We start from the raw sequence: 18,168 nt of genomic DNA on the forward strand, positions 1-18,168 counted from the left end.
GGCCGTCCCTGACGCGTCGCGCCGTCCGCCCACAGCAGACGGCGGACGGGATCCGCCGGTCACGGACGCAGACACGGGCACGGGTACGGGCACGGGTACGGGTACGGCCCCCGCCCCCGCTCACTCCCGGCGCAACGCGTCCAGCTGGTCCAGGAACCACTGTTGCGGCGGCAGTGCCACCGCAGCCGCGGCCAGCCGTTCCGTGCGGGCGGCCCGTTCGTCGTCCGCCATCGTCAGCGCCTCGTGCAGCGCGGACGCTGTCGCGGACACGTCGTACGGGTTCACCACGACCGCGTCGCTGCCCAGCTCCTCGTACGCCCCCGCCTCCCGTGACAGCACGAGGGCACAGCCGTGGTCGGAGACGACCGGGACCTCCTTGGCGACCAGGTTCATGCCGTCGCGGATCGGGTTGACGAGTGCCACGTCGGCCAGCCGGTACGCGGCGAGCGAGCGGGCGAAGTCGTCCTTGACGTGGAGCACGACCGGGGTCCAGCCCGCCGTGCCGTACACCGCGTTGATCTCGTCGGCGACCCGCTGCACCTCAACCGTGTAGTCGCGGTACACCGCCAGGTCCTGGCGCGAGGGATAGGCGAAGGCGACATGGACGACGCGCTCACGCCATTCCGGCCGCTCCTCCAGGAGTGCGCGGTAGGCGAGCAGGCCGCGCACGATGTTCTTGGACAGCTCTGTCCGGTCCACGCGTACGATCGTCCTCCGCCCCGGGCCGATCTGCTCGCGCAGCGCCGCCATCCGCTCGTCCACGTCCGCCTCGTGCGCGCGCTCGCGCAGGAATTCCGCGTCCGCGCCGAGCCCGTGCACTCCGATCCTGGTCTGTCCGGTGCCGCCCAGGATCTCCGCGCAGCAGCCGGTGAACGCGTCCGCCCAGCGCCGGGTCAGGAAGGCCGCCCGGTCCGCGCCCAGGATGCCGCGCAGCACCTGCTCGGCGATGTCGTCGGGGAGCAGCCGGAAGTAGTCGGCGGGCGCCCACGGGGTGTGCGAGAAGTGGCCGATCCGCACGTCCGGGCGGAGCTCGCGGAGCATGCCGGGCACCAGCGCCAGGTGGTAGTCCTGCACCAGCACCGCCGCGCCCTGCCCCGCCTCCTCGGCGAGCGCCTCGGCGAAGGCCCGGTTGTACGCCTCGAACGACGCCCACTGCCGCCGGAACTCCGCGTCGAACACCGGCTCCAGCGGTGTCTGGTACAGCATGTGGTGGACGAACCAGAGCACGGAGTTCGCGATGCCGTTGTACGCGTCGGCGTGCACGGCCGCGTCGATGTCGAGCATCCGTACGCCCTGCTCACCGACCCCGCGCCGGACCGCTTCCCGGTCCCCGTCACCGAGCGCGGCGCACACCCACAGCTTGTCCTTGACGGCGCTCAGCCCGGAGACGAGCCCGCCGCCGCCGCGCTTCGCGTCGAGCGTCCCGTCCACGGCGAGGCTGTACGAGACCGGGCCGCGGTTGGACGCGACGAGGACCTGCGCAGCGGACCGGGCCCCGGACGAGGCATCGGGCCGGGCCCCGGACAAGGCTTCGGACGGGGCTTCGGACAAGGCTTCGGACGGGGCTTCGTGCTCGGAGACCATGTTGCGGAATCTAGCCCGATCACGAACCGCCCAAACGTGCGAAGTCAGGCCGCGCGGCGCGAGACGTACTCCTCGATCTCACGCATCGGGGGTCGTTCCTCGGTGTCCACCGCATGGGTGTGCGGGACGAAGCCGTCCTCGCCGCGTTCGAACTGGGTGAGCGACGGCCGTACTAAGTGACCCCGGGAAAGTCGGAGTTGCGCGGTCCGGTAGATGGCCGCCGCCATCCGGCCGAGGGCCTGGCCGTCCTGGTGGCGGTGTCTGCGCACCCCCACGTCGACCTGGGCCAGTGCGTCCAGGCCCACCGTGTGCAGCGCGTCGACCAGGAGTCCCAGCTCCACTCCGTAGCCGACGGGGAAGGGAAGCCGTTCGAGGAGGGAGCGGCGCACCGCGTACTCGCCGCCCAGCGGCTGGACGAAACCGGCCAGCTGCGGCCAGTGCAGATTGAGCAGGGGGCGGGCCACCAGTTCCGTGACGCGACCGCCCTGACCGGCGGTGTCGCCGAAGGGGCGGTCGTACATCGCCTTGACGAACTGCACGTCCGGTTCGGTCAGGAGCGGGCCGACGATGCCGGAGACGAAGTCCGCCGAGAAGTCCTTCAGATCGGCGTCGACGTACGCGACGATGTCACCCCCGGTCACCAGCAGCGACCGCCACAGGACCTCGCCCTTCCCGGGCACGGCGGGTATCCGGGGGAGTATCGCGTCCCGGTGCACCACCCGGGCGCCGGCCTCCCGGGCCACCCGCGCGGTGGCGTCCGTGGAACCGGAGTCGATCACCACGAGTTCGTCGACGAGACGGACCTTCTCCATCAGCTCGCGCCGGATCGTCGCGACGATCTCGCCGACCGTCGCCTCCTCGTTCAGCGCGGGCAGGACGACGCTCACGCTCCCGCGACGCGGCTCCCGGGCCTTGGCGGCGAGCAGCCGGTCCAGCGGGCGGTCGGTGGCGGACCAGGAACGCCTGGCCAGCCAGTGTTCGACCTCTTCCAGCACGCTCGATACTCCCTGTATGTGATCCATCTCGCGGTTCGGACGACTATCTCAACAGTCCGGTGCTTCGGTTACAGTCTTGAACAACGCGGATGACCCTCGCATGTCGGGGTCCGTCCGCCGAAAAACGCCTGGATCGACGATCCAGTGCCATAGCGCTCATCCAGAGGGACTGAGGGAACGGCCCGTTGAAGTCCCGGCAACCCTCCTGCCGACCGCGAGGTCAGGTGGGGAAGGTGCCAATTCCGTCTCGTGGCGAAATGCGTCGCGAGGAAGATGAGGAGAAAGGGCCTCGCCACCATGGCTGCGCAGACTGTTGCAGTAAGCACCAATTCTTCCGACGACGCTGTCGATCTCGGCCCCGCCGCGGCGCTTTCCTGTCGCGAGTGCGGCGAGCGTTTCGAGCTCGGCCCCCTCTTCGCCTGTGCGTCCTGTTTCGGGCCGCTCGAAGTGGCGTACGACCTGCCGAGCGGCTCTCCCGACGAGCTGAAGAAGCGCATCGAGGCCGGACCGAACAACATCTGGCGTTACGCGCCGCTGCTGCCGGTCCCCGCCGATGTCGCGGACAAGCCCAACATCAACCCCGGCTTCACCAAGCTGGTCAAGGCCGACAACCTCGCCCGCGAGCTGGGCGTCACCGGCGGCCTGTACGTGAAGGACGACTCCGGCAACCCGACGCACTCCTTCAAGGACCGTGTCGTCGCCATCGCCGTCGAGGCCGCCCGCGCCTTCGGTTTCACCACGCTCTCCTGCTCCTCCACCGGCAACCTCGCCGGTGCGGTGGGTGCCGCCGCCGCCCGCGCCGGCTTCCGCTCCTGCGTGTTCATCCCGCACGACCTGGAGCAGGGCAAGGTCGTCATGGCCGCGGTGTACGGCGGCGAGCTGGTCGGCATCGAGGGCAATTACGACGACGTCAACCGCTTCTGCTCGGAGCTCATCGGCGACCCGCTCGGCGAGGGCTGGGGCTTCGTCAACGTCAACCTGCGCCCGTACTACGGCGAGGGTTCCAAGACCCTGGCGTACGAGATCTGCGAGCAGCTCGGCTGGCGGCTGCCCGACCAGATCGTCATCCCGATCGCGTCCGGATCGCAGCTCACGAAGATCGACAAGGGGCTGCAGGAACTGATCAGGCTCGGCCTCGTCGAGGACAAGCCCTACAAGATCTTCGGCGCCCAGGCCGAGGGCTGCTCCCCCGTCTCCACCGCCTTCAAGGCCGGACACGACGTCGTACGGCCCCAGAAGCCGAACACCATCGCCAAGTCCCTGGCGATCGGCAACCCGGCCGACGGGCCGTACGTCCTGGACATCGCCCGCCGCACTGGCGGTGCGGTCGAGGACGTCGACGACGAGCAGGTCGTCGACGCCATCAAGCTGCTGGCGCGCACCGAGGGCATCTTCGCGGAGACGGCGGGCGGGGTGACGGTCGGTGTGACGAAGAAGCTCATCGAGGCGGGCCTGCTCGACCCGACGCTGACCACCGTCGTCCTCAACACCGGCGACGGCCTCAAGACCCTGGACGCGGTGGCCGCGACCTCGCAGGCGACCGCGACGATCCGGCCGAGCCTGGACGCCTTCCGCGCCGCCGGCCTCGCCGGCAGCTGACCACCCGAGACTGAAGAAAGGCACCCCTCATGAGCGTCAAGGTCCGCATCCCCACCATTCTCCGCACCTACACGGGCGGCCAGGCCGAGGTCCCGGCCGAGGGCGCGACCCTCTCCCAGGTCATCGAGTCCCTGGAGCAGAACCACCCCGGCATCGCCGCCCGCGTCCTGGACGACCAGGGCAAGCTGCGCCGCTTCGTGAACGTGTACGTCAACGACGACGACGTGCGCTTCGAGGGCGGCCTGGAGACGGCGACGCCGGACGGCGCCGGGATCTCGATCATCCCGGCTGTGGCGGGCGGCTGCTGACCGCCTTTCCGGCCTGACAGCGATATCGGAATTGCCCCCTCTGCGAGAGAAGCGGAGGGGGCAATTCTGCATGGTTGAGCGCGGTAGAGTGTGGGAAGTCCCCCCAGCTGCTCGCGCCGCCCGCAGATAAGAATGCGCCTGGCCGCGACAAGAAGCAGCCAAAGTGTGCGATCTCCATGCGCCAAAAGTCACCTTTGCCCGGCCCGACTTGCCCAGGAATATTATGAATTCCTCATATTCGGGCGATCGGTGCGGCTCAGAATTCTCGTCCGATTGACCTGTTGCAGAGGGCAGTTGGGCAGATACATTCAGCCGCGGTCGACGCGTTCCGGCGCACACACCCTCCCCTGACGGGGGGTGAGTTCTGACCCGGGTCCGCGAAGTGCGGTCCTGCGCAAGGGCCAGTAATAGGGGAGTTAGGCATGGCTCAGGGCACCGTCAAGTGGTTCAACGCGGAGAAGGGGTACGGCTTCATCGCGGTCGACGGTGGTGCGGATGTTTTCGTCCACTACAGTGCGATCCAGATGGACGGCTACCGCACCCTCGAAGAGGGTCAGCGAGTTGAGTTCGAGATCTCGCAGGGCCAGAAGGGGCCGCAGGCGGACATGGTCAAGCTCGCCGTCGGCTGAGTTCGGCGCGGTCGGCCAACGACACCACTCACGCGCGGAGGGCCCGTACCCCAGAGGTACGGGCCCTCCGCGCGTCCGCGTCCGCGCGTGGTGTCGTCCGCGTCCGCGCGTGCGTGTCGCTTGGCCGACGTCGTCCACATCCCGAAGGGGACGCTTGCACTCTCCGGGGTCGAGTGCTAATCATTGGCGTTAGCACTCTCCAGGTGAGAGTGACAGAACTTGGACCGGGCCGGTGAGGCCCGCAGGTCCGGTGGGGCAAGGAACCACCGGTCACGCAGGCCGTCCGTCGCGGGCGCCACTCGGTCCGGAGCAATCCACCCCTGTCCGGGAGGACCACTTCACATGGCCAAGATCATCGCGTTCGACGAGGAGGCCCGGCGCGGTCTCGAGCGCGGCATGAACCAGCTCGCCGACGCCGTCAAGGTCACCCTTGGCCCCAAGGGTCGCAACGTCGTCCTTGAGAAGAAGTGGGGCGCCCCCACGATCACCAACGATGGTGTGTCCATCGCCAAGGAGATCGAGCTGGAGGACCCGTACGAGAAGATCGGTGCGGAGCTGGTCAAGGAGGTCGCCAAGAAGACGGACGACGTCGCCGGCGACGGTACGACCACCGCCACCGTTCTCGCCCAGGCGCTCGTGCGCGAGGGCCTTCGCAACGTCGCCGCGGGTGCCAACCCGATGGCTCTCAAGCGGGGTATCGAGAAGGCCGTCGAGGCCGTCTCCGCCGCCCTCCTGGAGCAGGCCAAGGACGTGGAGACCAAGGAGCAGATCGCTTCGACCGCCTCCATCTCCGCCGCCGACACCCAGATCGGCGAGCTCATCGCCGAGGCCATGGACAAGGTCGGCAAGGAAGGCGTCATCACCGTCGAGGAGTCCCAGACCTTCGGTCTGGAGCTGGAGCTCACCGAGGGTATGCGCTTCGACAAGGGCTACATCTCGGCGTACTTCGCCACCGACATGGAGCGTATGGAGGCGTCCCTCGACGACCCGTACATCCTGATCGTCAGCTCCAAGGTCAGCAACGTGAAGGACCTCCTTCCGCTGCTGGAGAAGGTCATGCAGTCCGGCAAGCCGCTGCTGATCATCGCCGAGGACGTCGAGGGCGAGGCCCTGTCGACCCTGCTCGTGAACAAGATCAAGGGTGTCTTCAAGTCCGTCGCCGTCAAGGCGCCCGGATTCGGTGACCGCCGCAAGGCCATGCTCGGCGACATCGCCATCCTCACCGGTGGCACCGTCATCTCCGAGGAGGTCGGCCTCAAGCTGGAGAACGCCGGTCTCGACCTGCTCGGCCGCGCCCGCAAGGTCGTCATCACCAAGGACGAGACCACGATCGTCGACGGCTCCGGTGACACCGACCAGGTTCAGGGTCGTGTCAACCAGATCCGTGCCGAGATCGAGAACTCCGACTCGGACTACGACCGCGAGAAGCTCCAGGAGCGCCTCGCGAAGCTGGCCGGCGGCGTGGCCGTCATCAAGGCCGGTGCCGCGACCGAGGTCGAGCTCAAGGAGCGCAAGCACCGCATCGAGGACGCGGTGCGCAACGCCAAGGCCGCCGTCGAGGAGGGCATCGTCGCCGGTGGTGGCGTGGCTCTGCTCCAGGCCTCGGCCGTCTTCGAGAAGCTGGAGCTCTCGGGTGACGAGGCGACCGGCGCCAACGCCGTCAAGCTGGCGCTGGAGGCCCCGCTGAAGCAGATCGCCGTCAACGGTGGTCTTGAGGGCGGCGTCGTCGTCGAGAAGGTGCGCAACCTGGCCGTCGGCCACGGTCTGAACGCCGCGACCGGCGAGTACGTCGACATGATCGCCGAGGGCATCCTCGACCCGGCGAAGGTCACGCGCTCCGCCCTGCAGAACGCCGCGTCCATCGCCGCTCTGTTCCTCACCACCGAGGCCGTCATCGCCGACAAGCCGGAGAAGGCATCCGCGGGCGCCCCGGGCGGCATGCCGGGCGGTGACATGGACTTCTGATCCTGACGGATCGGCAGTTCCTGTACAGCTGTAACGCCTCGGCCCCTGGAGCCGACGGGGAAACCGTCGGTTGATGCGGGCCCTGGCACGACGTCGGCTCCCAAGACCCTGTTGTGGTCCTGGGGGCCGACGTTGTCGTATGGGCAGCGGTTCAGCCGCGGGTCAGGTCCTTGTAGGTCGGCCACGGGGTCTCTTCGCCCCGCCGAACCGAAGCTCGACGGGGCGAAGAGACTCGCATCGACCAACCCCCGCGTCGACCAACCCCCGCATCGATCAACCCTCGGATCGATCACCAGCATCCCAACTGGTTCCGGGGGCCGATGCGTTGCGTTGCGTTGCGCTGCGTTGCGTTGCGCTGCGATGCGATGCGTTGCGATGTGCACGCGGTGCGGTGCGGTGCTGCGCTGTGCTGTGCTGACGGTAGCCACGATGCCCGCCGGAGCATCGTGCGTGTGCGATGCCCCACCCCAAGGGAGCATCACCCACTCGGCCCGTCCTCACGGATGCATCCGCTCCGGACAGGCCGTCCTACGGCAGCCGGTCGAGGAGCCAGCCGCACAGCTCCTCCGTCACGAGGGTGTGCCCCTCGTTGCGGGACGCGAACGTGAACTCGTCCAGTCCGCCGGCCTCCGGCGGAAGCGCGGAGATGTCCTTGTACAGCTCCTCGTCCGTGTCCAGGTCGCCGACGTCGACCGCGCTGACGGCCGGGACGAAGCAGTGCGAGCGGATCCGTACGTCGGTCTTGAACCCGAGGAAGGAACTGAGGGCGTTGAGGCCGTCGGCGAGGATGCCGAACCCTTCCAGCGAACCGCCGGGTGCGCCGTCGATCGACGGCAGCCCGGCCGTGCGCACCTCGTTGGTCTTCAGCGTCACCACCCGCAGCTTGGCGACGAGTTCGTTGTCGCCGGGGGCCTGGGTGTAGAGCTTGGTGCCCATGACCGACAGGCCCTTGCCCTCCAGGGCCAGTTCGCCGGCCCGTACGTCGGTGCCGACACCGTCGGCCCTGCCGTTGGCGACCCCGATCAGCCGCGGTCGGCGCGGCCATTCGCCGACGGCCGCCATCTCCGCGAGGAACGCCGCGCGCTCGTCGCTCTGGTCCGGTGTCCCGTCCCACTTCTCGATGTGCCGCCACAGCAGCTGACGGGCGGCCGGACTGTTGATCTGGTCGGAGAACCGGCTGTCGAGATCCTTGATGTAGTGCGCGAACGCCTGGAGCGCGAGGGGGATCCAGGCGCCGCGGTGCGGGCTGTCGTACGAGAAGTACACCGCCGTCTGGTGGTCGATGCCCTCGCTCTCCATCTTGGCGAGCGCGTGCCGGGTGACGAGCCCGCCCATGCTGAACCCGCCGACGGCCAGCGGTGTGTCGCCCTGCCGCTCCGCGATCGCCTGGTGGATCGCCGCCTGCGCGGTCCTGGAGTTCTCCAGGACCGACGCACTGCGCTCATGGAAGCCGAGCAGGATCACGTCGTGTCCCCGTCGGCGCAATTCGCTGATCAGCGCGTAGTCGCCGAACTCCATGACCTCCCAGGAGAAGTCCAGGCTGCTCGGGCCGGTGTTGAAGCCGTCGGCGATGATCACGGGCCGCACGAGGCCCGGGTTCCGCTCGCCGAGATACACCCAGGCGGTGCCGCCCGGCAGATCCCACACGGTGCTGGGCGGCAGCGGAAGGGCGCCGTGCTTCTCGGCGTCCAGGCGGGAGCCGGGTGTGAGGGTGAGGGGAGGCCCGTGGTGCAACTCCGAGACGATCTGCTCAAGGGTCGGTTCGGACATGGTTCGTTCCCCTTTGGGTCGGTTCGTTACGACAAGTCCCTAGAGGAACACGTGGAGTAGTCGGCCGGTAGGGGATGTGGATCAAACCACCCCCAGGTGGGAGCCGGTTTCGGACACCTGGCGATCACGCACGGGCGGCGTGGGGTGGACGGCGGCCGGTGGTCACATGCGGGCAGCGGGCAGCGGGCAGCGGGCAGCGGGCGGCGGGCAGTGGGCGGTTACGTGTGGGCTGCGGGCAACGGGCGGTTACGTGTGGGCAGTGGGCGGTGGGCAGGAGGTCCGCTCGGTTCGTGGGGTCATCGCCGCCCGGATCTCGCCGACGCGTTCGCGGACGCCGATGGCCGGGACGGTTCCTGCCGGTCCGGTGGAGGGGGCGGCGGGGTTGCCCCGGCACGGTCCGCACAGGCCGCCGATCAGGGCCTCCGCGCTGCCCGGTGCGCGGCACTCGCCGCATTCGAGGGTGCGCAACACGGTCCGCTGTTGTGCCGGAGTGCCCCGTTCGGGTGGCATCTTGTCGGTCAGTCGTCTGCGGACGAGGGCTGCCGCGTGGTGGACGGGGGAGGGGAGTCCGGCGGTCAGGGCGTGCAGCAGTTCCGCCTCCGTGGCGCCGCGCTCGAACCACGTGGTGACCTGCGGTTCCAGCGTCGCGCAGTCCGCCGCCGACAGCATGAGCGAGGGTGCGGTGCGGCCCAGCGCGGCCAGCAGCACGAACGCCCGGGAGCGGGTGGGGCGGTGAGGGTGCCGCTCGGGCGGTACGTCGCCCCGGGTGAACGCCGCCCACCAGGAGTCGTCCCGTGCGGTGCGGGAGAAGTACGTACGGGTCACCCAGAGCAGGACCTCGTCCCGGGTGACGCACTCGCTGCCGCGCCGCAGATGACCGGCGGCCTGGAGCCTGTTGAGGGCGGTCCGCAGCGCGCACTGCCCGTACGGGAGGACCTTGGCCAGCGTCTTCACGGAGATGTCGGCGCCGTCGGGCAGCCGGTCGATGTAGACCGCGATGGCCGCCTCGCGGGGTGGCAGGTGTCCGAAGTCGCCCTCGGAACGCCGCGGTTGGGCGGGCGCGGAGCGCTTGCCGTACCCGGGTCCGGCCATCGGGTGCGGGAGCGCGGGCAGGGGGAGAGATACGTGCGGGGTGCGCGGGACGGCACTAAGCTGACTGGCAGCCATGGATCGTGTCTCCAACATAGTGACGATCTTGTTGGTCAGACCCCTGTTCGGTGTTCCAGCACCGGCAGGGGTCGTTTCGTTGTTCGGAACGCTAGAGCGTGGCCACCATCCGTGGCAAGCCGGTCACCCGAAGTCAACTCCTGAGGTGGGGAGGGTGGGTGGGTCTGACCCACCGCCCTTTCCTCGGAAAGAGTGCTCGGACTCCGGGGCTTGAGCTCCGGGAGGTCTTCCCTGATGGGGGGCGTACGGCGGGTGGCGAATACGCCGGTCGGGCTCCTGTGCGCCACCGCTGGTGGGGTGGACCGGAGGAACGCGCGACGGGGGACGGGGGGAACGGCCTCGGGCGCTTGTGATCGTGGAGGCGCGGGCCGTGCGGTCCGCATTCTCCCTTCACTTCGTATGAGGAGTCCCGTGCGTATCCGTTCGATCCTGTCTCTTGCCGCGTCCGTCGTCGCCGTGGCGGCGCTGGCCACCCCCGCCCAGGCCGCCGACGCCGCCGACGGCGCGTACTTCATCCGTGACGTGCGCAGTGGTCAGTGCCTCGCGGGCGGTGAAGGCCCGCTGGGCGGCCACATCGAGCCCTGCAACCCCGGCACCGTGTGGGAGATCCGCAACCAGGGCGACGGCCTGGCCCAGATCGTCGAGACGCGCGGCGAGAACCGCTGCCTGGCGCTCTCGCCGATCCGGATCTACCCGCCGGCGGTGTGGGTCGACGAGTGCGGCAACCAGCCCGACCGGTGGACGATCCAGGGCGACGCCTCAAGGGAACCGGTCGCCATCGCTCTCGGCGGCGGCGAGCCGGCCCGCCTGAGCGCAGAGGGAAACCGTGTGTTCCTCAGTCCTGAGGGCGGGCGGTGGATCCTGGAGCGGCTCGGCTAGACCCACGGGACCGCGCTGACAGAGGCGACCCGGCCTGGCGTCGGCGTCGTCGACGCGCACGCAGCCGCCCCGTGCCGGAACCTTCGGGTTCCGGCACGGGGCGGCTTCTCCGTGGGGGGGGGCTTCGGGGGTCGGGACTCGGTGTCCCGGGGCTCGGGCCGGTCCGGCCGGAGCTCGGGTGTCCGGAGCTCGGGTGCCTGGGGCCAAGGTGTCCGGCCCGGTCCGGCCTGCCGGGGCTCAGTCGCGGCGGGGGCCGATGACCGACTGCCCGTCGTGCACGGTGATCGCCTGGGCCGGACAGATGTCGGAGGCGTCCAGGACCCGTTCGTCCGGCTCGACGCCGTCCACGATCACGCGCGCATGCTCACCGTCCAGCGCGAACACCTCGGGGACGGTCCCGGCGCACATGCCCGATGCCTGACAGAGCTGCGGATCGACGCGCACCTTCCAGGTCATGCCGCTCACCACCCCACCGGCATGACGCGCGGGCCGCGCACCAGCATCTCGGACTTCCACGTCACGTCACCGGCCGTCCGCAGCCCCGGGAACCGGGTGATGATCCCGAGCAGCGCCTCCTGAAGCTCCATCCGGGCCAGCGGAGCGCCCAGGCAGTGGTGGACCCCGTGGCCGAATCCGAGGTGCTGGTTGCCGTCGCGGGCGAGGTCGAGCACGCCCGGGGCGCTGAACCGGAGCGCGTCGCGGTTCGCGGCGCCGATGGCGACCAGCACCGGGCTGCCCGCCCGGACGAGTGTGCCGCCGACCTCGACGTCCTCGGTGGCGTACCGGGCCTGGCCGGCACCGCTGCCCAACGGGACGAAGCGCAGCAGCTCCTCCACCGCGCCCGCGATGAGCTCGGGCTCGGCCCGCAGCCTGGCCAGTTGGTCCGGGTGGTCCAGCAGCGTGAGGACGAAGTTGGGGATCTGGGACGCGGTGGTCTCGTGTCCCGCCACGAGGACGCTCACGCACAGATCGACGAGTTCCAGTTCGGAGAGCCGGTCGCCGCCGTCCCGCGCCTCGATGAGGGCCGTCATCAGGTCGTCCTGCGGCGACGCCCGGTGGCTCGCGATCAACTCGGCCATGTAGGCACGCAGTTCCTCGCGGTTGGCGGCGAACTCCTCGGCCGTGAGGGAGCTCGTCGACAGCGCGGCGTCGCTCCACACACGAAAGCGCGGCCGGTCCTTCGTGGGTACGCCCAGCATCTGGCAGATCACCGCGACCGGCAGCGGCAGCGCGAAGAGGTCGACCAGGTCGGCGGGCGGCCCGGCCGCCTCCAGGTCGTCGAGGAGGCCCGCTGTCAGCTCCCGGACCCGGGGCCGCAGCTTCTCGACCTGGCGGACGGTGAACGCCTTGGCGACCAGGGAGCGCAGCCGTGTGTGGTCGGGCGGATCCATACCGAGGATGCCGCCGTCACGCCGCCCTTCGGACTGCCGGGGCTCGTCGTGCGAGGCTCCCGCCGCCCGGCTGAAACGAGGGTCGCCCAGGACGAGGCGGGCGTCGGCGTAGCGGGTGACGAGCCAGGCCGGTTCGCCGTAGGCCAACTGGACCCGCAACAGGCCCGGCTGGTCGCGTACACGTTCGTACTCCTCCGCGAGTTGGAGCCCGTCGGCGGTGTTGAAGGGGTAGGTGCGGGGGGTGGTGTCTGCTTTCGTCACTGCGGCCTCCGGTATGTAAGCAGATGCTTACAACGGTAGGAGTGTGCTTTCCGGGCAGTCAACAACGCTTTACGGCCGTTATCCTGACGGGCCGTCCGAAAGGAATTCGCCATGGAGTCCGCTGCCGCACCGCCGTCCGGAGAGCGCCGTCGCGATGCCGCGGCCACGCGTCGTCGGCTGCTGGAAGCGGCCCGAGACCTGTTCGCGGAACGGGGTTACGAAGGGACGACGGTCCGGAGCATCGCGGAGCGGGCCGGGGCCAACCAGGCTCTGCTGTTCAGGTACTTCGGGTCGAAGCAGGGGCTGCTCACGGAGGTCATGGCCCAGGGCGGGCGGGAGCAGGTGCGCGCGACGCCGCCCGAGGAGCTCTTCGAGACCTCCCTGCGTTCGGTGCTGAACCGCAGCGCGGCGGACGGTACGGCGGAGGACCGCTCGCTGGAGGTCTATCTGCGGTCCGTCGGGCGGGGCGACGAGGCGGCCGGAACCCTGCGGGAGCTGGGCCAGGAATATCAGAACGCCCTAGCCGGGCTCTCCGACGCCGAGGACGGCGCCCTGCGCGCGGATCTGGCCATGGCCTGGTTGCTCGGAATCGGCCTGATGCGGACGGTCGTCGCGCGCGAACCTCTGGCCGGTGCCGACCCGGACGACGTATGCCGCCTCGTGCTCGGCACGCTCAGCCATCTCTGGGCCGCCCCGGCGGGTGAGGATCCGGCGCGGTAGCCGACCTCGGGAGGTGCGGCCGGACCCTGTCGCAGGACCCCGGATGTTGCGGCCGGGCCCTGCTGCAAGCCCAGGGCCCGGCCGGGTGCGGAGTCATTACCGGTGACGGCTCTCGAAGGCGGCGAAGGCCCTCTCCTGACGCCACTCGGTCGCTGCCTTCGGGTTGTCGGCGAGGTAGCGGGCGCAGCGCGGGCTCGGGTGTTCTGCGCCGGGCCGGTTGCTCGCGCAGGCGGCGACGAGGCGGTAGCCGGAGGGCGTGGAGTCGGTGGCCCACAGGCTGCGGCCCTCACGGAACGCGTACTCCAGTGAGGCGCGGGCCAGGTCCTTCAGCTCGGTGTAACGCAGGCCGTAGGTCTTGGCGGCGTACTGGTACTCGTGGCTGATGTCGATCCGCGAGACCCCCGGGTCGTCGGTCGACAGGACGATCGGGACGCCGTAGCGCCGATAGGCGTTGAACGGGTGCGCGGCGCCCGAGATGCCGAGGATCTGCTTGTTGCTGCTGAACGGCACCTCGACCGCCACCTTGCGGTGTGCCATCGTCCGGGCGAGCCCCCGCCAGTCGTCCTCGTGGACGAGGTCCACACCGTGCCCGATGCGCTGGGCTCCGGCGACGAGCACGGCCTCCCGGATGTGGAAGGTCAGGTCCTCGGGCTTGACCAGGCCGGGCGCCAGCTCACCGGCGTGCAGAGTCAGGTGGGCGCCGGGGTACTGGCCGCGCAGGTACTTCAGCATGCGCATCTGGAGGCTGTAGTTGGCCAGCGAACTGTCCCAGTCCTCGGGCTGCACGAGGTTGACCGCGACGAACCTCGGGTCGCGCTCCGCGAGCCGCATGCCGACCGCGATCTGCGTGAACACCCGCGCCGGCGTGCTGCCGCGGGACACCTGGGAGATCCACCTGACGGGCAGTCGGCAGCCCGGCTCGGGGCGCGCGCTGTCGCAGTGCGCCGCCGCCCGGAACTCGACGTCGGCGTCGTCGGCCTCCTTGACCGCCTCGTCCACGACCCGGTCGAGCTTCCCGCCCGCCAGGAGCTTGCGGTGGAAGGCGGCGAAGTCGGGGTCGTACCCCACGGCTTCGGCCAGCGCCCTGGCGCTGTCCGACGCGGGGGTGACCATGGTCTCCAGATAGAACTGGTTCTGCTCGACCACCGTGTTGGCGACATTGGCGAGCAGCTTGCCGCGGTCCCAGGTCGCCATGCCGAACTTGTTGAACGTGTCGAAGAAGTGGTCGTGCCCGGACTGGTCGGGCGGGAAGTCCTGCATGGACCAGGCCCGGATGATCTCCTGCCGGAACGCGGCATCGGTCCGCGCGTCGGCGGCGGGCCGCGTGCCCGGTCCGCACGGCGGTGCCACGGCCGTCATCGTGGCGTCGATGCACAGGCCCTTCTCGGCCGCGAGCTTGATCAGGAACTCGGTCCGCGCCGCACCCGACAGGTGGTTGTGGAGATCGCCCCCCTTGGGCAGCGCCGTGAAGAAGGCCCTCAGCCGCGCGGGCCTGTTCCGCAGCGCGTCGAGGTGGCGCTGGGTCCGGCGCTCGGCCAGGGTCACCGCGCGGGGCGCCGCGTAGGAGGCGGTGCGCGGTGCCGCGTCCTGGGCCGGTGCGGACGCGGTCGCGGCGGAGGCCGGGATCGCCGGGAGCAGGGCCAGCACGGTGAGCGCGCCGAGCCCGGCCGGGAGGAGGGACTTGGGACGGTGAACCGTCCGGGTTGATGAGATCACCGCCGAATGATCGCGCCCGAGGAGGGCGTTTCTGCCTTTATCCACAGCCGTGGCAGAAACGTCCACTCGATCGAGTGCGCGGGCGGTCGCATGGTCGGTCACGTGGTCGGTCACGTGGTCGGCCGTGCGGTCCGGTCACGTGGTCCGGTCATACGGTTCGGCCGGTCGGGCCTGTCCGGGCGTGTGGTCCGGCGGTGCGGAAGGCGTGACCGGCCGCGTGCCACTTCTGCGGTCCGGCTAGATGCTCTTGAGGTCCGCGATGAACGACGCCCAGGCGGACGACCGGAACACGAGCGTCGGGCCCTCGGTCATCTTGGAGTCGCGTACGGGGACGATGTCGGGGTGACCGTCGGCGACTTCGAGGCAGTTGCCGCCGCTGCCGTCGCTGTACGTGGACTTCCGCCAGGTGGCGACTTCGAGGCAGTTGCCGCCCTCACCTCCGCTGTAGGAGGACTTGTGCCACGTCGCGGTGGATAGGTCGTAGTCAGAACTTCTGATCTTCATGAGCGTAATCCTCCGCCACCGACTCGATCAGGGCCAGGGATGCTTTGGGCGACAGCCCGTTGGCCACCAGGAGATCGTAGGTCAGTTCGTATCCGGATACTGCCGCTGGGTCATCGAGGAGTTGGCCCGAACCGAGGCCGTCCAAATAGGCCAGCGGGGGTGCGTCGGAGAACGCCATCAACTTGAGCCCGCCGCCCATCGCGGCATGCCCGCCCGCGCCGAACGGCAGTACCTGCACGATGATCCGGTGCTCGCGGGCCAGCTTCAGGATGTGGCGGAGAGCCTCCGCCATCACGGCTGGGCCACCGACCTGGCGCCGCAGCACCGACTCGTCCAGAACCGCCCAAACCAGCGGAGTTGTTGGATCGGTGAGCAACTGCGCCCGTTCCAGCCTCGCCGCGACCAGGTCGTCGATCACGCTTTCCGGGGCTGCCGGCTGGTAGGCGCGGAACACCGCCCGCGCGTACGGCTCCGTCTGCAGTAGCCCCGGGATCAGAAGTGGGCAGTACTCCCTGATCTTTGCGGCAGCTGCCTCCGCCTCGGCCGCCGCAGCGAAGTGATCCGGGTACTTCGACTTCTTCAGGGCCTCGCAGTTCCGTACGAAGAACCCGTCCGCGTTCAGGATCTCGTCGAGCTTCTGGGCCTGGTCCAACTGCATCCGGCGCGTACCGGCCTCCAGTTGGCCGATGAACGATCCGCTGACGAAGAGCGGGAGGCCGAGTTCTTCCTGGGAGAGACCGGCGCGCTCTCTCCGGTGGCGTAGTTCGGCGCCCAGGAGGGCGCGCGGAGAGGAGGACGGATCGAGCTTTTTGGGCCCCGGCATGACAACTCCCTGTGACACACGTGCGGTTGTTGGTTCTGCGCCTCTTCCAGGCTAGCGATGCGTTGGACACGCTGGGTATGCATTGTCATTACTCAGCGTGGGAAAGGAATGGATCATGACGACGATGGAACGGCGCAAAGCAGCAGAGGGCAGAGTGCGGGCGGCGGAGGACGCGGTGGCACGGCTGAAGGAGGGATTCTCCGGAGTGGGGATCACGCTGCCGTCGTTGCGTATCGACCCGGTGTCGTGCGCGGGGAACGAGCCCGCGCAGCCGCTCGTCGACCTCGGCCGGTGCAATCTCGACACGGCGTTGCGGCTGAGTGTGGTGCTGGAAGCGCAGGGACGGTCCGGTCATGACGGGTGAGGGCCGTGAGCCGGGTGCGGCCGAGCCAGGATCGTTCGCGGTGGACACGCGGGACGGTCGGGTGGGGCGGGTGATGGGGAGCGTCGGGCCGTACGTACAACTGCGCCCGCCGGGTGGGGGCGCGGAGTGGGACTGCCCGCCGGACCTCGTCCGGCCGGCGCCACCGGGGCTGGTGCTGCGGGCGCGGGTGACGGAGATCAACCGGGAGGGACGGCTTCCGCGCTGAGGGCGGTGCCGAGCGCAGGCAGGAAGCAGGAAGCAGGAAGCAGGAAGCAAGGAGCAAGGAGCAGGAGGCAAAAGGCAGGAAGCAGGGGGGGCCTGCCGACGTGCCGTTCCGTGACCACCGCCATGACCGGTACGTATGCGCCCGGCACGCGCTCCCGCGCGCGCGGCGGATGCTTCACCTCGTGCGCGGCGGACCGGGCGGCCGGATCGATCAGGATTCGAGAAGCGCGGCTCACGGGCCGCACCTAGCCTGAGTTTCATGGACATCACCATTCACACAAGCGCCCTCCCGCACGACGACCCGGACGCGTCCCTGGCTTTCTACCGCGACATCCTTGGCTTCGAGGTCCGCAGCGACGTCGGGCAGGGCAAGATGCGCTGGATCACGGTCGGCCCCGTCGGCCAGCCCAGCACGTCCATCCTCCTGGCGCCGCCGGCCACCGACCCCGGGATCACCGAGGACGAGCGCCGCACCATCGCCGAGATGATGGCCAAGGGCACCTACGGCTGGATCCTGCTGGCCACCCCGGACCTCGACGGCACGTTCGACAAGGTGCAGACCGGGGGCGGCGAGGTCGTGCAGGAGCCGACCGAGCAGCCGTACGGCATCCGCGACTGCGCCTTCCGCGACCCTGCGGGCAACCTGATCCGCATCCAGGAGCTTCGATGAGCCCTGCGGCCCCCATCGACATCGTGCACCCCGCCGCATGCCTCGGTATGCGGCCCGGGTGCTCGCATACACCGATGACAGCTCGCGGGCACCGATGAAAGCTCGCGGACAACGATGAAAGGGGAGTTCTCTCATGTGCAACCCCTCGTGGGGCCGCGCACGCGCCGAGGCGCAACGCCTGAAGGACCTCGCGCGACTGCGCCGGGTCCGCGACCGGATCGACCGGGAGTACGCACAGCCGCTGAACGTCGAGGCGCTCGCCCGCGGCGTCAGCATGTCCGCCGGGCACCTCAGCCGCCAGTTCCGGCTGGCGTACGGGGAGTCGCCGTACTCGTACCTGATGACGCGTCGGATCGAGCGTGCGACGGCGCTGCTGCGTCGGGGCGACCTCAGCGTCACTGAGGTCTGCTTCGCGGTCGGTTGCTCATCGCTGGGCACGTTCAGCACCCGCTTCACCGAGCTGGTCGGCATGTCGCCCAGCACCTACCGGAGCCGTGCGATGGGTGCCGCGGCGGGGATGCCGGCGTGTGTCGTCAAACAGGTGACAAGACCGGTCAGGAATCGAGAAGCGCCGGTCGCCGAGCCGCAACTAGCGTGA

19 protein-coding genes and 1 riboswitch are annotated in these 18,168 nt (G+C 69.6%); of the genes, 10 read left to right on the plus strand and 9 right to left on the minus strand.

The window, feature by feature from the left end; all coding sequences use genetic code 11:
* Positions 1-120 precede the first annotated feature (120 nt).
* Both ACFVUT_RS26540 and ACFVUT_RS26545 read right to left on the minus strand, forming a co-directional pair.
* Positions 121-1,584, minus strand: a complete 1,464-nt coding sequence (locus ACFVUT_RS26540) for a trehalose-6-phosphate synthase (RefSeq protein ID WP_389654799.1) — start codon at positions 1,582-1,584, stop codon at positions 121-123.
* A gap of 44 nt (positions 1,585-1,628) precedes the next feature.
* Entirely contained in the window at positions 1,629-2,579 is a 951-nt protein-coding gene (locus tag ACFVUT_RS26545; protein WP_389654797.1) for a glucosyl-3-phosphoglycerate synthase, read from the minus strand.
* Between the two features lie 153 nt (positions 2,580-2,732).
* Positions 2,733-2,859, plus strand: a riboswitch (SAM riboswitch).
* A 17-nt stretch (positions 2,860-2,876) separates the two neighbouring features.
* On the opposite strand from ACFVUT_RS26545, the gene thrC reads away from it, so the two are divergent.
* The 4 genes from thrC to groL all read left to right on the plus strand — a co-directional run bounded on the left by thrC (position 2,877) and on the right by groL (position 7,080).
* Positions 2,877-4,178, plus strand: a complete 1,302-nt coding sequence (gene thrC / locus ACFVUT_RS26550) for a threonine synthase (protein ID WP_389654795.1) — start codon at positions 2,877-2,879, stop codon at positions 4,176-4,178.
* 29 nt (positions 4,179-4,207) lie between these two features.
* A complete protein-coding gene (locus ACFVUT_RS26555; protein ID WP_365238239.1) occupies positions 4,208-4,486 on the plus strand; it encodes a MoaD/ThiS family protein in 279 nt (92 codons plus the stop codon).
* A 422-nt stretch (positions 4,487-4,908) separates the two neighbouring features.
* Entirely contained in the window at positions 4,909-5,115 is a 207-nt protein-coding gene (locus ACFVUT_RS26560) for a cold-shock protein (RefSeq protein WP_003967346.1), read from the plus strand.
* A 342-nt stretch (positions 5,116-5,457) separates the two neighbouring features.
* Positions 5,458-7,080: a chaperonin GroEL gene (gene groL / locus ACFVUT_RS26565; protein WP_389654793.1), complete on the plus strand. Its 1,623-nt coding sequence runs from the start codon at positions 5,458-5,460 to the stop codon at positions 7,078-7,080.
* 528 nt (positions 7,081-7,608) lie between these two features.
* On the opposite strand, the gene ACFVUT_RS26570 is transcribed toward groL, so the two are convergent.
* The gene (locus ACFVUT_RS26570; protein WP_389654791.1) at positions 7,609-8,850 is read right to left on the minus strand and encodes a hypothetical protein; all 1,242 of its coding nucleotides are present in this window, start codon (positions 8,848-8,850) and stop codon (positions 7,609-7,611) included.
* A gap of 246 nt (positions 8,851-9,096) precedes the next feature.
* Positions 9,097-10,017: a hypothetical protein gene (locus tag ACFVUT_RS26575; RefSeq protein ID WP_389654789.1), complete on the minus strand. Its 921-nt coding sequence runs from the start codon at positions 10,015-10,017 to the stop codon at positions 9,097-9,099.
* Positions 10,018-10,428: 411 nt separating this feature from the next.
* Between ACFVUT_RS26575 and ACFVUT_RS26580 the strand changes: the two genes are divergently transcribed.
* The gene (locus ACFVUT_RS26580; RefSeq protein WP_389654787.1) at positions 10,429-10,896 is read left to right on the plus strand and encodes an RICIN domain-containing protein; all 468 of its coding nucleotides are present in this window, start codon (positions 10,429-10,431) and stop codon (positions 10,894-10,896) included.
* A 237-nt stretch (positions 10,897-11,133) separates the two neighbouring features.
* On the opposite strand, the gene ACFVUT_RS26585 is transcribed toward ACFVUT_RS26580, so the two are convergent.
* Together ACFVUT_RS26585 and ACFVUT_RS26590 are read right to left on the minus strand one after the other, a co-directional pair.
* Complete coding sequence (locus tag ACFVUT_RS26585) at positions 11,134-11,352, minus strand: ferredoxin (RefSeq protein WP_389654785.1); 219 nt, start codon at positions 11,350-11,352, stop codon at positions 11,134-11,136.
* 5 nt (positions 11,353-11,357) lie between these two features.
* Positions 11,358-12,548: a cytochrome P450 gene (locus ACFVUT_RS26590; RefSeq protein WP_389654783.1), complete on the minus strand. Its 1,191-nt coding sequence runs from the start codon at positions 12,546-12,548 to the stop codon at positions 11,358-11,360.
* Between the two features lie 111 nt (positions 12,549-12,659).
* Here ACFVUT_RS26590 and ACFVUT_RS26595 point away from each other — a divergent pair, with 111 nt between their 5' ends.
* Positions 12,660-13,268 carry a TetR/AcrR family transcriptional regulator gene (locus tag ACFVUT_RS26595; protein WP_389654781.1) on the plus strand — a complete coding sequence of 203 codons (609 nt, stop codon included), beginning with the start codon at positions 12,660-12,662 and terminating at the stop codon, positions 13,266-13,268.
* Positions 13,269-13,364: 96 nt separating this feature from the next.
* On the opposite strand, the gene ACFVUT_RS26600 is transcribed toward ACFVUT_RS26595, so the two are convergent.
* The 3 genes from ACFVUT_RS26600 to ACFVUT_RS26610 all read right to left on the minus strand — a co-directional run bounded on the left by ACFVUT_RS26600 (position 13,365) and on the right by ACFVUT_RS26610 (position 16,311).
* Complete coding sequence (locus ACFVUT_RS26600) at positions 13,365-14,984, minus strand: adenosine deaminase (RefSeq protein WP_389654779.1); 1,620 nt, start codon at positions 14,982-14,984, stop codon at positions 13,365-13,367.
* A gap of 237 nt (positions 14,985-15,221) precedes the next feature.
* The gene (locus ACFVUT_RS26605; RefSeq protein ID WP_389654777.1) at positions 15,222-15,488 is read right to left on the minus strand and encodes a DUF397 domain-containing protein; all 267 of its coding nucleotides are present in this window, start codon (positions 15,486-15,488) and stop codon (positions 15,222-15,224) included.
* On the minus strand, positions 15,469-16,311 hold the full coding sequence (locus ACFVUT_RS26610) for a Scr1 family TA system antitoxin-like transcriptional regulator (protein ID WP_389654775.1): 843 nt from the start codon (positions 16,309-16,311) through the stop codon (positions 15,469-15,471). The genes ACFVUT_RS26605 and ACFVUT_RS26610 overlap by 20 nt, the downstream gene beginning before the upstream one ends.
* A gap of 112 nt (positions 16,312-16,423) precedes the next feature.
* Here ACFVUT_RS26610 and ACFVUT_RS26615 point away from each other — a divergent pair, with 112 nt between their 5' ends.
* The 4 genes from ACFVUT_RS26615 to ACFVUT_RS26630 all read left to right on the plus strand — a co-directional run bounded on the left by ACFVUT_RS26615 (position 16,424) and on the right by ACFVUT_RS26630 (position 18,168).
* Positions 16,424-16,675 carry a hypothetical protein gene (locus ACFVUT_RS26615; RefSeq protein WP_389654930.1) on the plus strand — a complete coding sequence of 84 codons (252 nt, stop codon included), beginning with the start codon at positions 16,424-16,426 and terminating at the stop codon, positions 16,673-16,675.
* Positions 16,665-16,901 (plus strand): hypothetical protein, encoded by a 237-nt coding sequence (locus tag ACFVUT_RS26620; RefSeq protein ID WP_389654773.1) that lies wholly within the window; start codon positions 16,665-16,667, stop codon positions 16,899-16,901. The genes ACFVUT_RS26615 and ACFVUT_RS26620 overlap by 11 nt, the downstream gene beginning before the upstream one ends.
* A 258-nt stretch (positions 16,902-17,159) precedes the next feature.
* Positions 17,160-17,570 carry a VOC family protein gene (locus tag ACFVUT_RS26625; protein ID WP_389654771.1) on the plus strand — a complete coding sequence of 137 codons (411 nt, stop codon included), beginning with the start codon at positions 17,160-17,162 and terminating at the stop codon, positions 17,568-17,570.
* A 133-nt stretch (positions 17,571-17,703) separates the two neighbouring features.
* Positions 17,704-18,168: a helix-turn-helix transcriptional regulator gene (locus tag ACFVUT_RS26630; protein WP_389654769.1), complete on the plus strand. Its 465-nt coding sequence runs from the start codon at positions 17,704-17,706 to the stop codon at positions 18,166-18,168.

This window comes from Streptomyces sp. NPDC058051, from assembly GCF_042885475.1.
Classification (GTDB): Bacteria; Actinomycetota; Actinomycetes; order Streptomycetales; family Streptomycetaceae; genus Streptomyces.

Coding starts and splice junctions, on each gene's coding strand:
- ACFVUT_RS26625 (WP_389654771.1), top strand. CDS start 17,160: ATGGACATCACCATTCACACAAGCGCCCTCCCGCACGACGACCCGGAC.
- ACFVUT_RS26610 (WP_389654775.1), bottom strand. CDS start 16,311: ATGCCGGGGCCCAAAAAGCTCGATCCGTCCTCCTCTCCGCGCGCCCTC.
- ACFVUT_RS26605 (WP_389654777.1), bottom strand. CDS start 15,488: ATGAAGATCAGAAGTTCTGACTACGACCTATCCACCGCGACGTGGCAC.
- ACFVUT_RS26555 (WP_365238239.1), top strand. CDS start 4,208: ATGAGCGTCAAGGTCCGCATCCCCACCATTCTCCGCACCTACACGGGC.
- ACFVUT_RS26575 (WP_389654789.1), bottom strand. CDS start 10,017: ATGGCTGCCAGTCAGCTTAGTGCCGTCCCGCGCACCCCGCACGTATCT.
- ACFVUT_RS26570 (WP_389654791.1), bottom strand. CDS start 8,850: ATGTCCGAACCGACCCTTGAGCAGATCGTCTCGGAGTTGCACCACGGG.
- ACFVUT_RS26540 (WP_389654799.1), bottom strand. CDS start 1,584: ATGGTCTCCGAGCACGAAGCCCCGTCCGAAGCCTTGTCCGAAGCCCCG.
- ACFVUT_RS26620 (WP_389654773.1), top strand. CDS start 16,665: ATGACGGGTGAGGGCCGTGAGCCGGGTGCGGCCGAGCCAGGATCGTTC.
- thrC (WP_389654795.1), top strand. CDS start 2,877: ATGGCTGCGCAGACTGTTGCAGTAAGCACCAATTCTTCCGACGACGCT.
- groL (WP_389654793.1), top strand. CDS start 5,458: ATGGCCAAGATCATCGCGTTCGACGAGGAGGCCCGGCGCGGTCTCGAG.
- ACFVUT_RS26560 (WP_003967346.1), top strand. CDS start 4,909: ATGGCTCAGGGCACCGTCAAGTGGTTCAACGCGGAGAAGGGGTACGGC.
- ACFVUT_RS26630 (WP_389654769.1), top strand. CDS start 17,704: ATGTGCAACCCCTCGTGGGGCCGCGCACGCGCCGAGGCGCAACGCCTG.
- ACFVUT_RS26595 (WP_389654781.1), top strand. CDS start 12,660: ATGGAGTCCGCTGCCGCACCGCCGTCCGGAGAGCGCCGTCGCGATGCC.
- ACFVUT_RS26585 (WP_389654785.1), bottom strand. CDS start 11,352: ATGACCTGGAAGGTGCGCGTCGATCCGCAGCTCTGTCAGGCATCGGGC.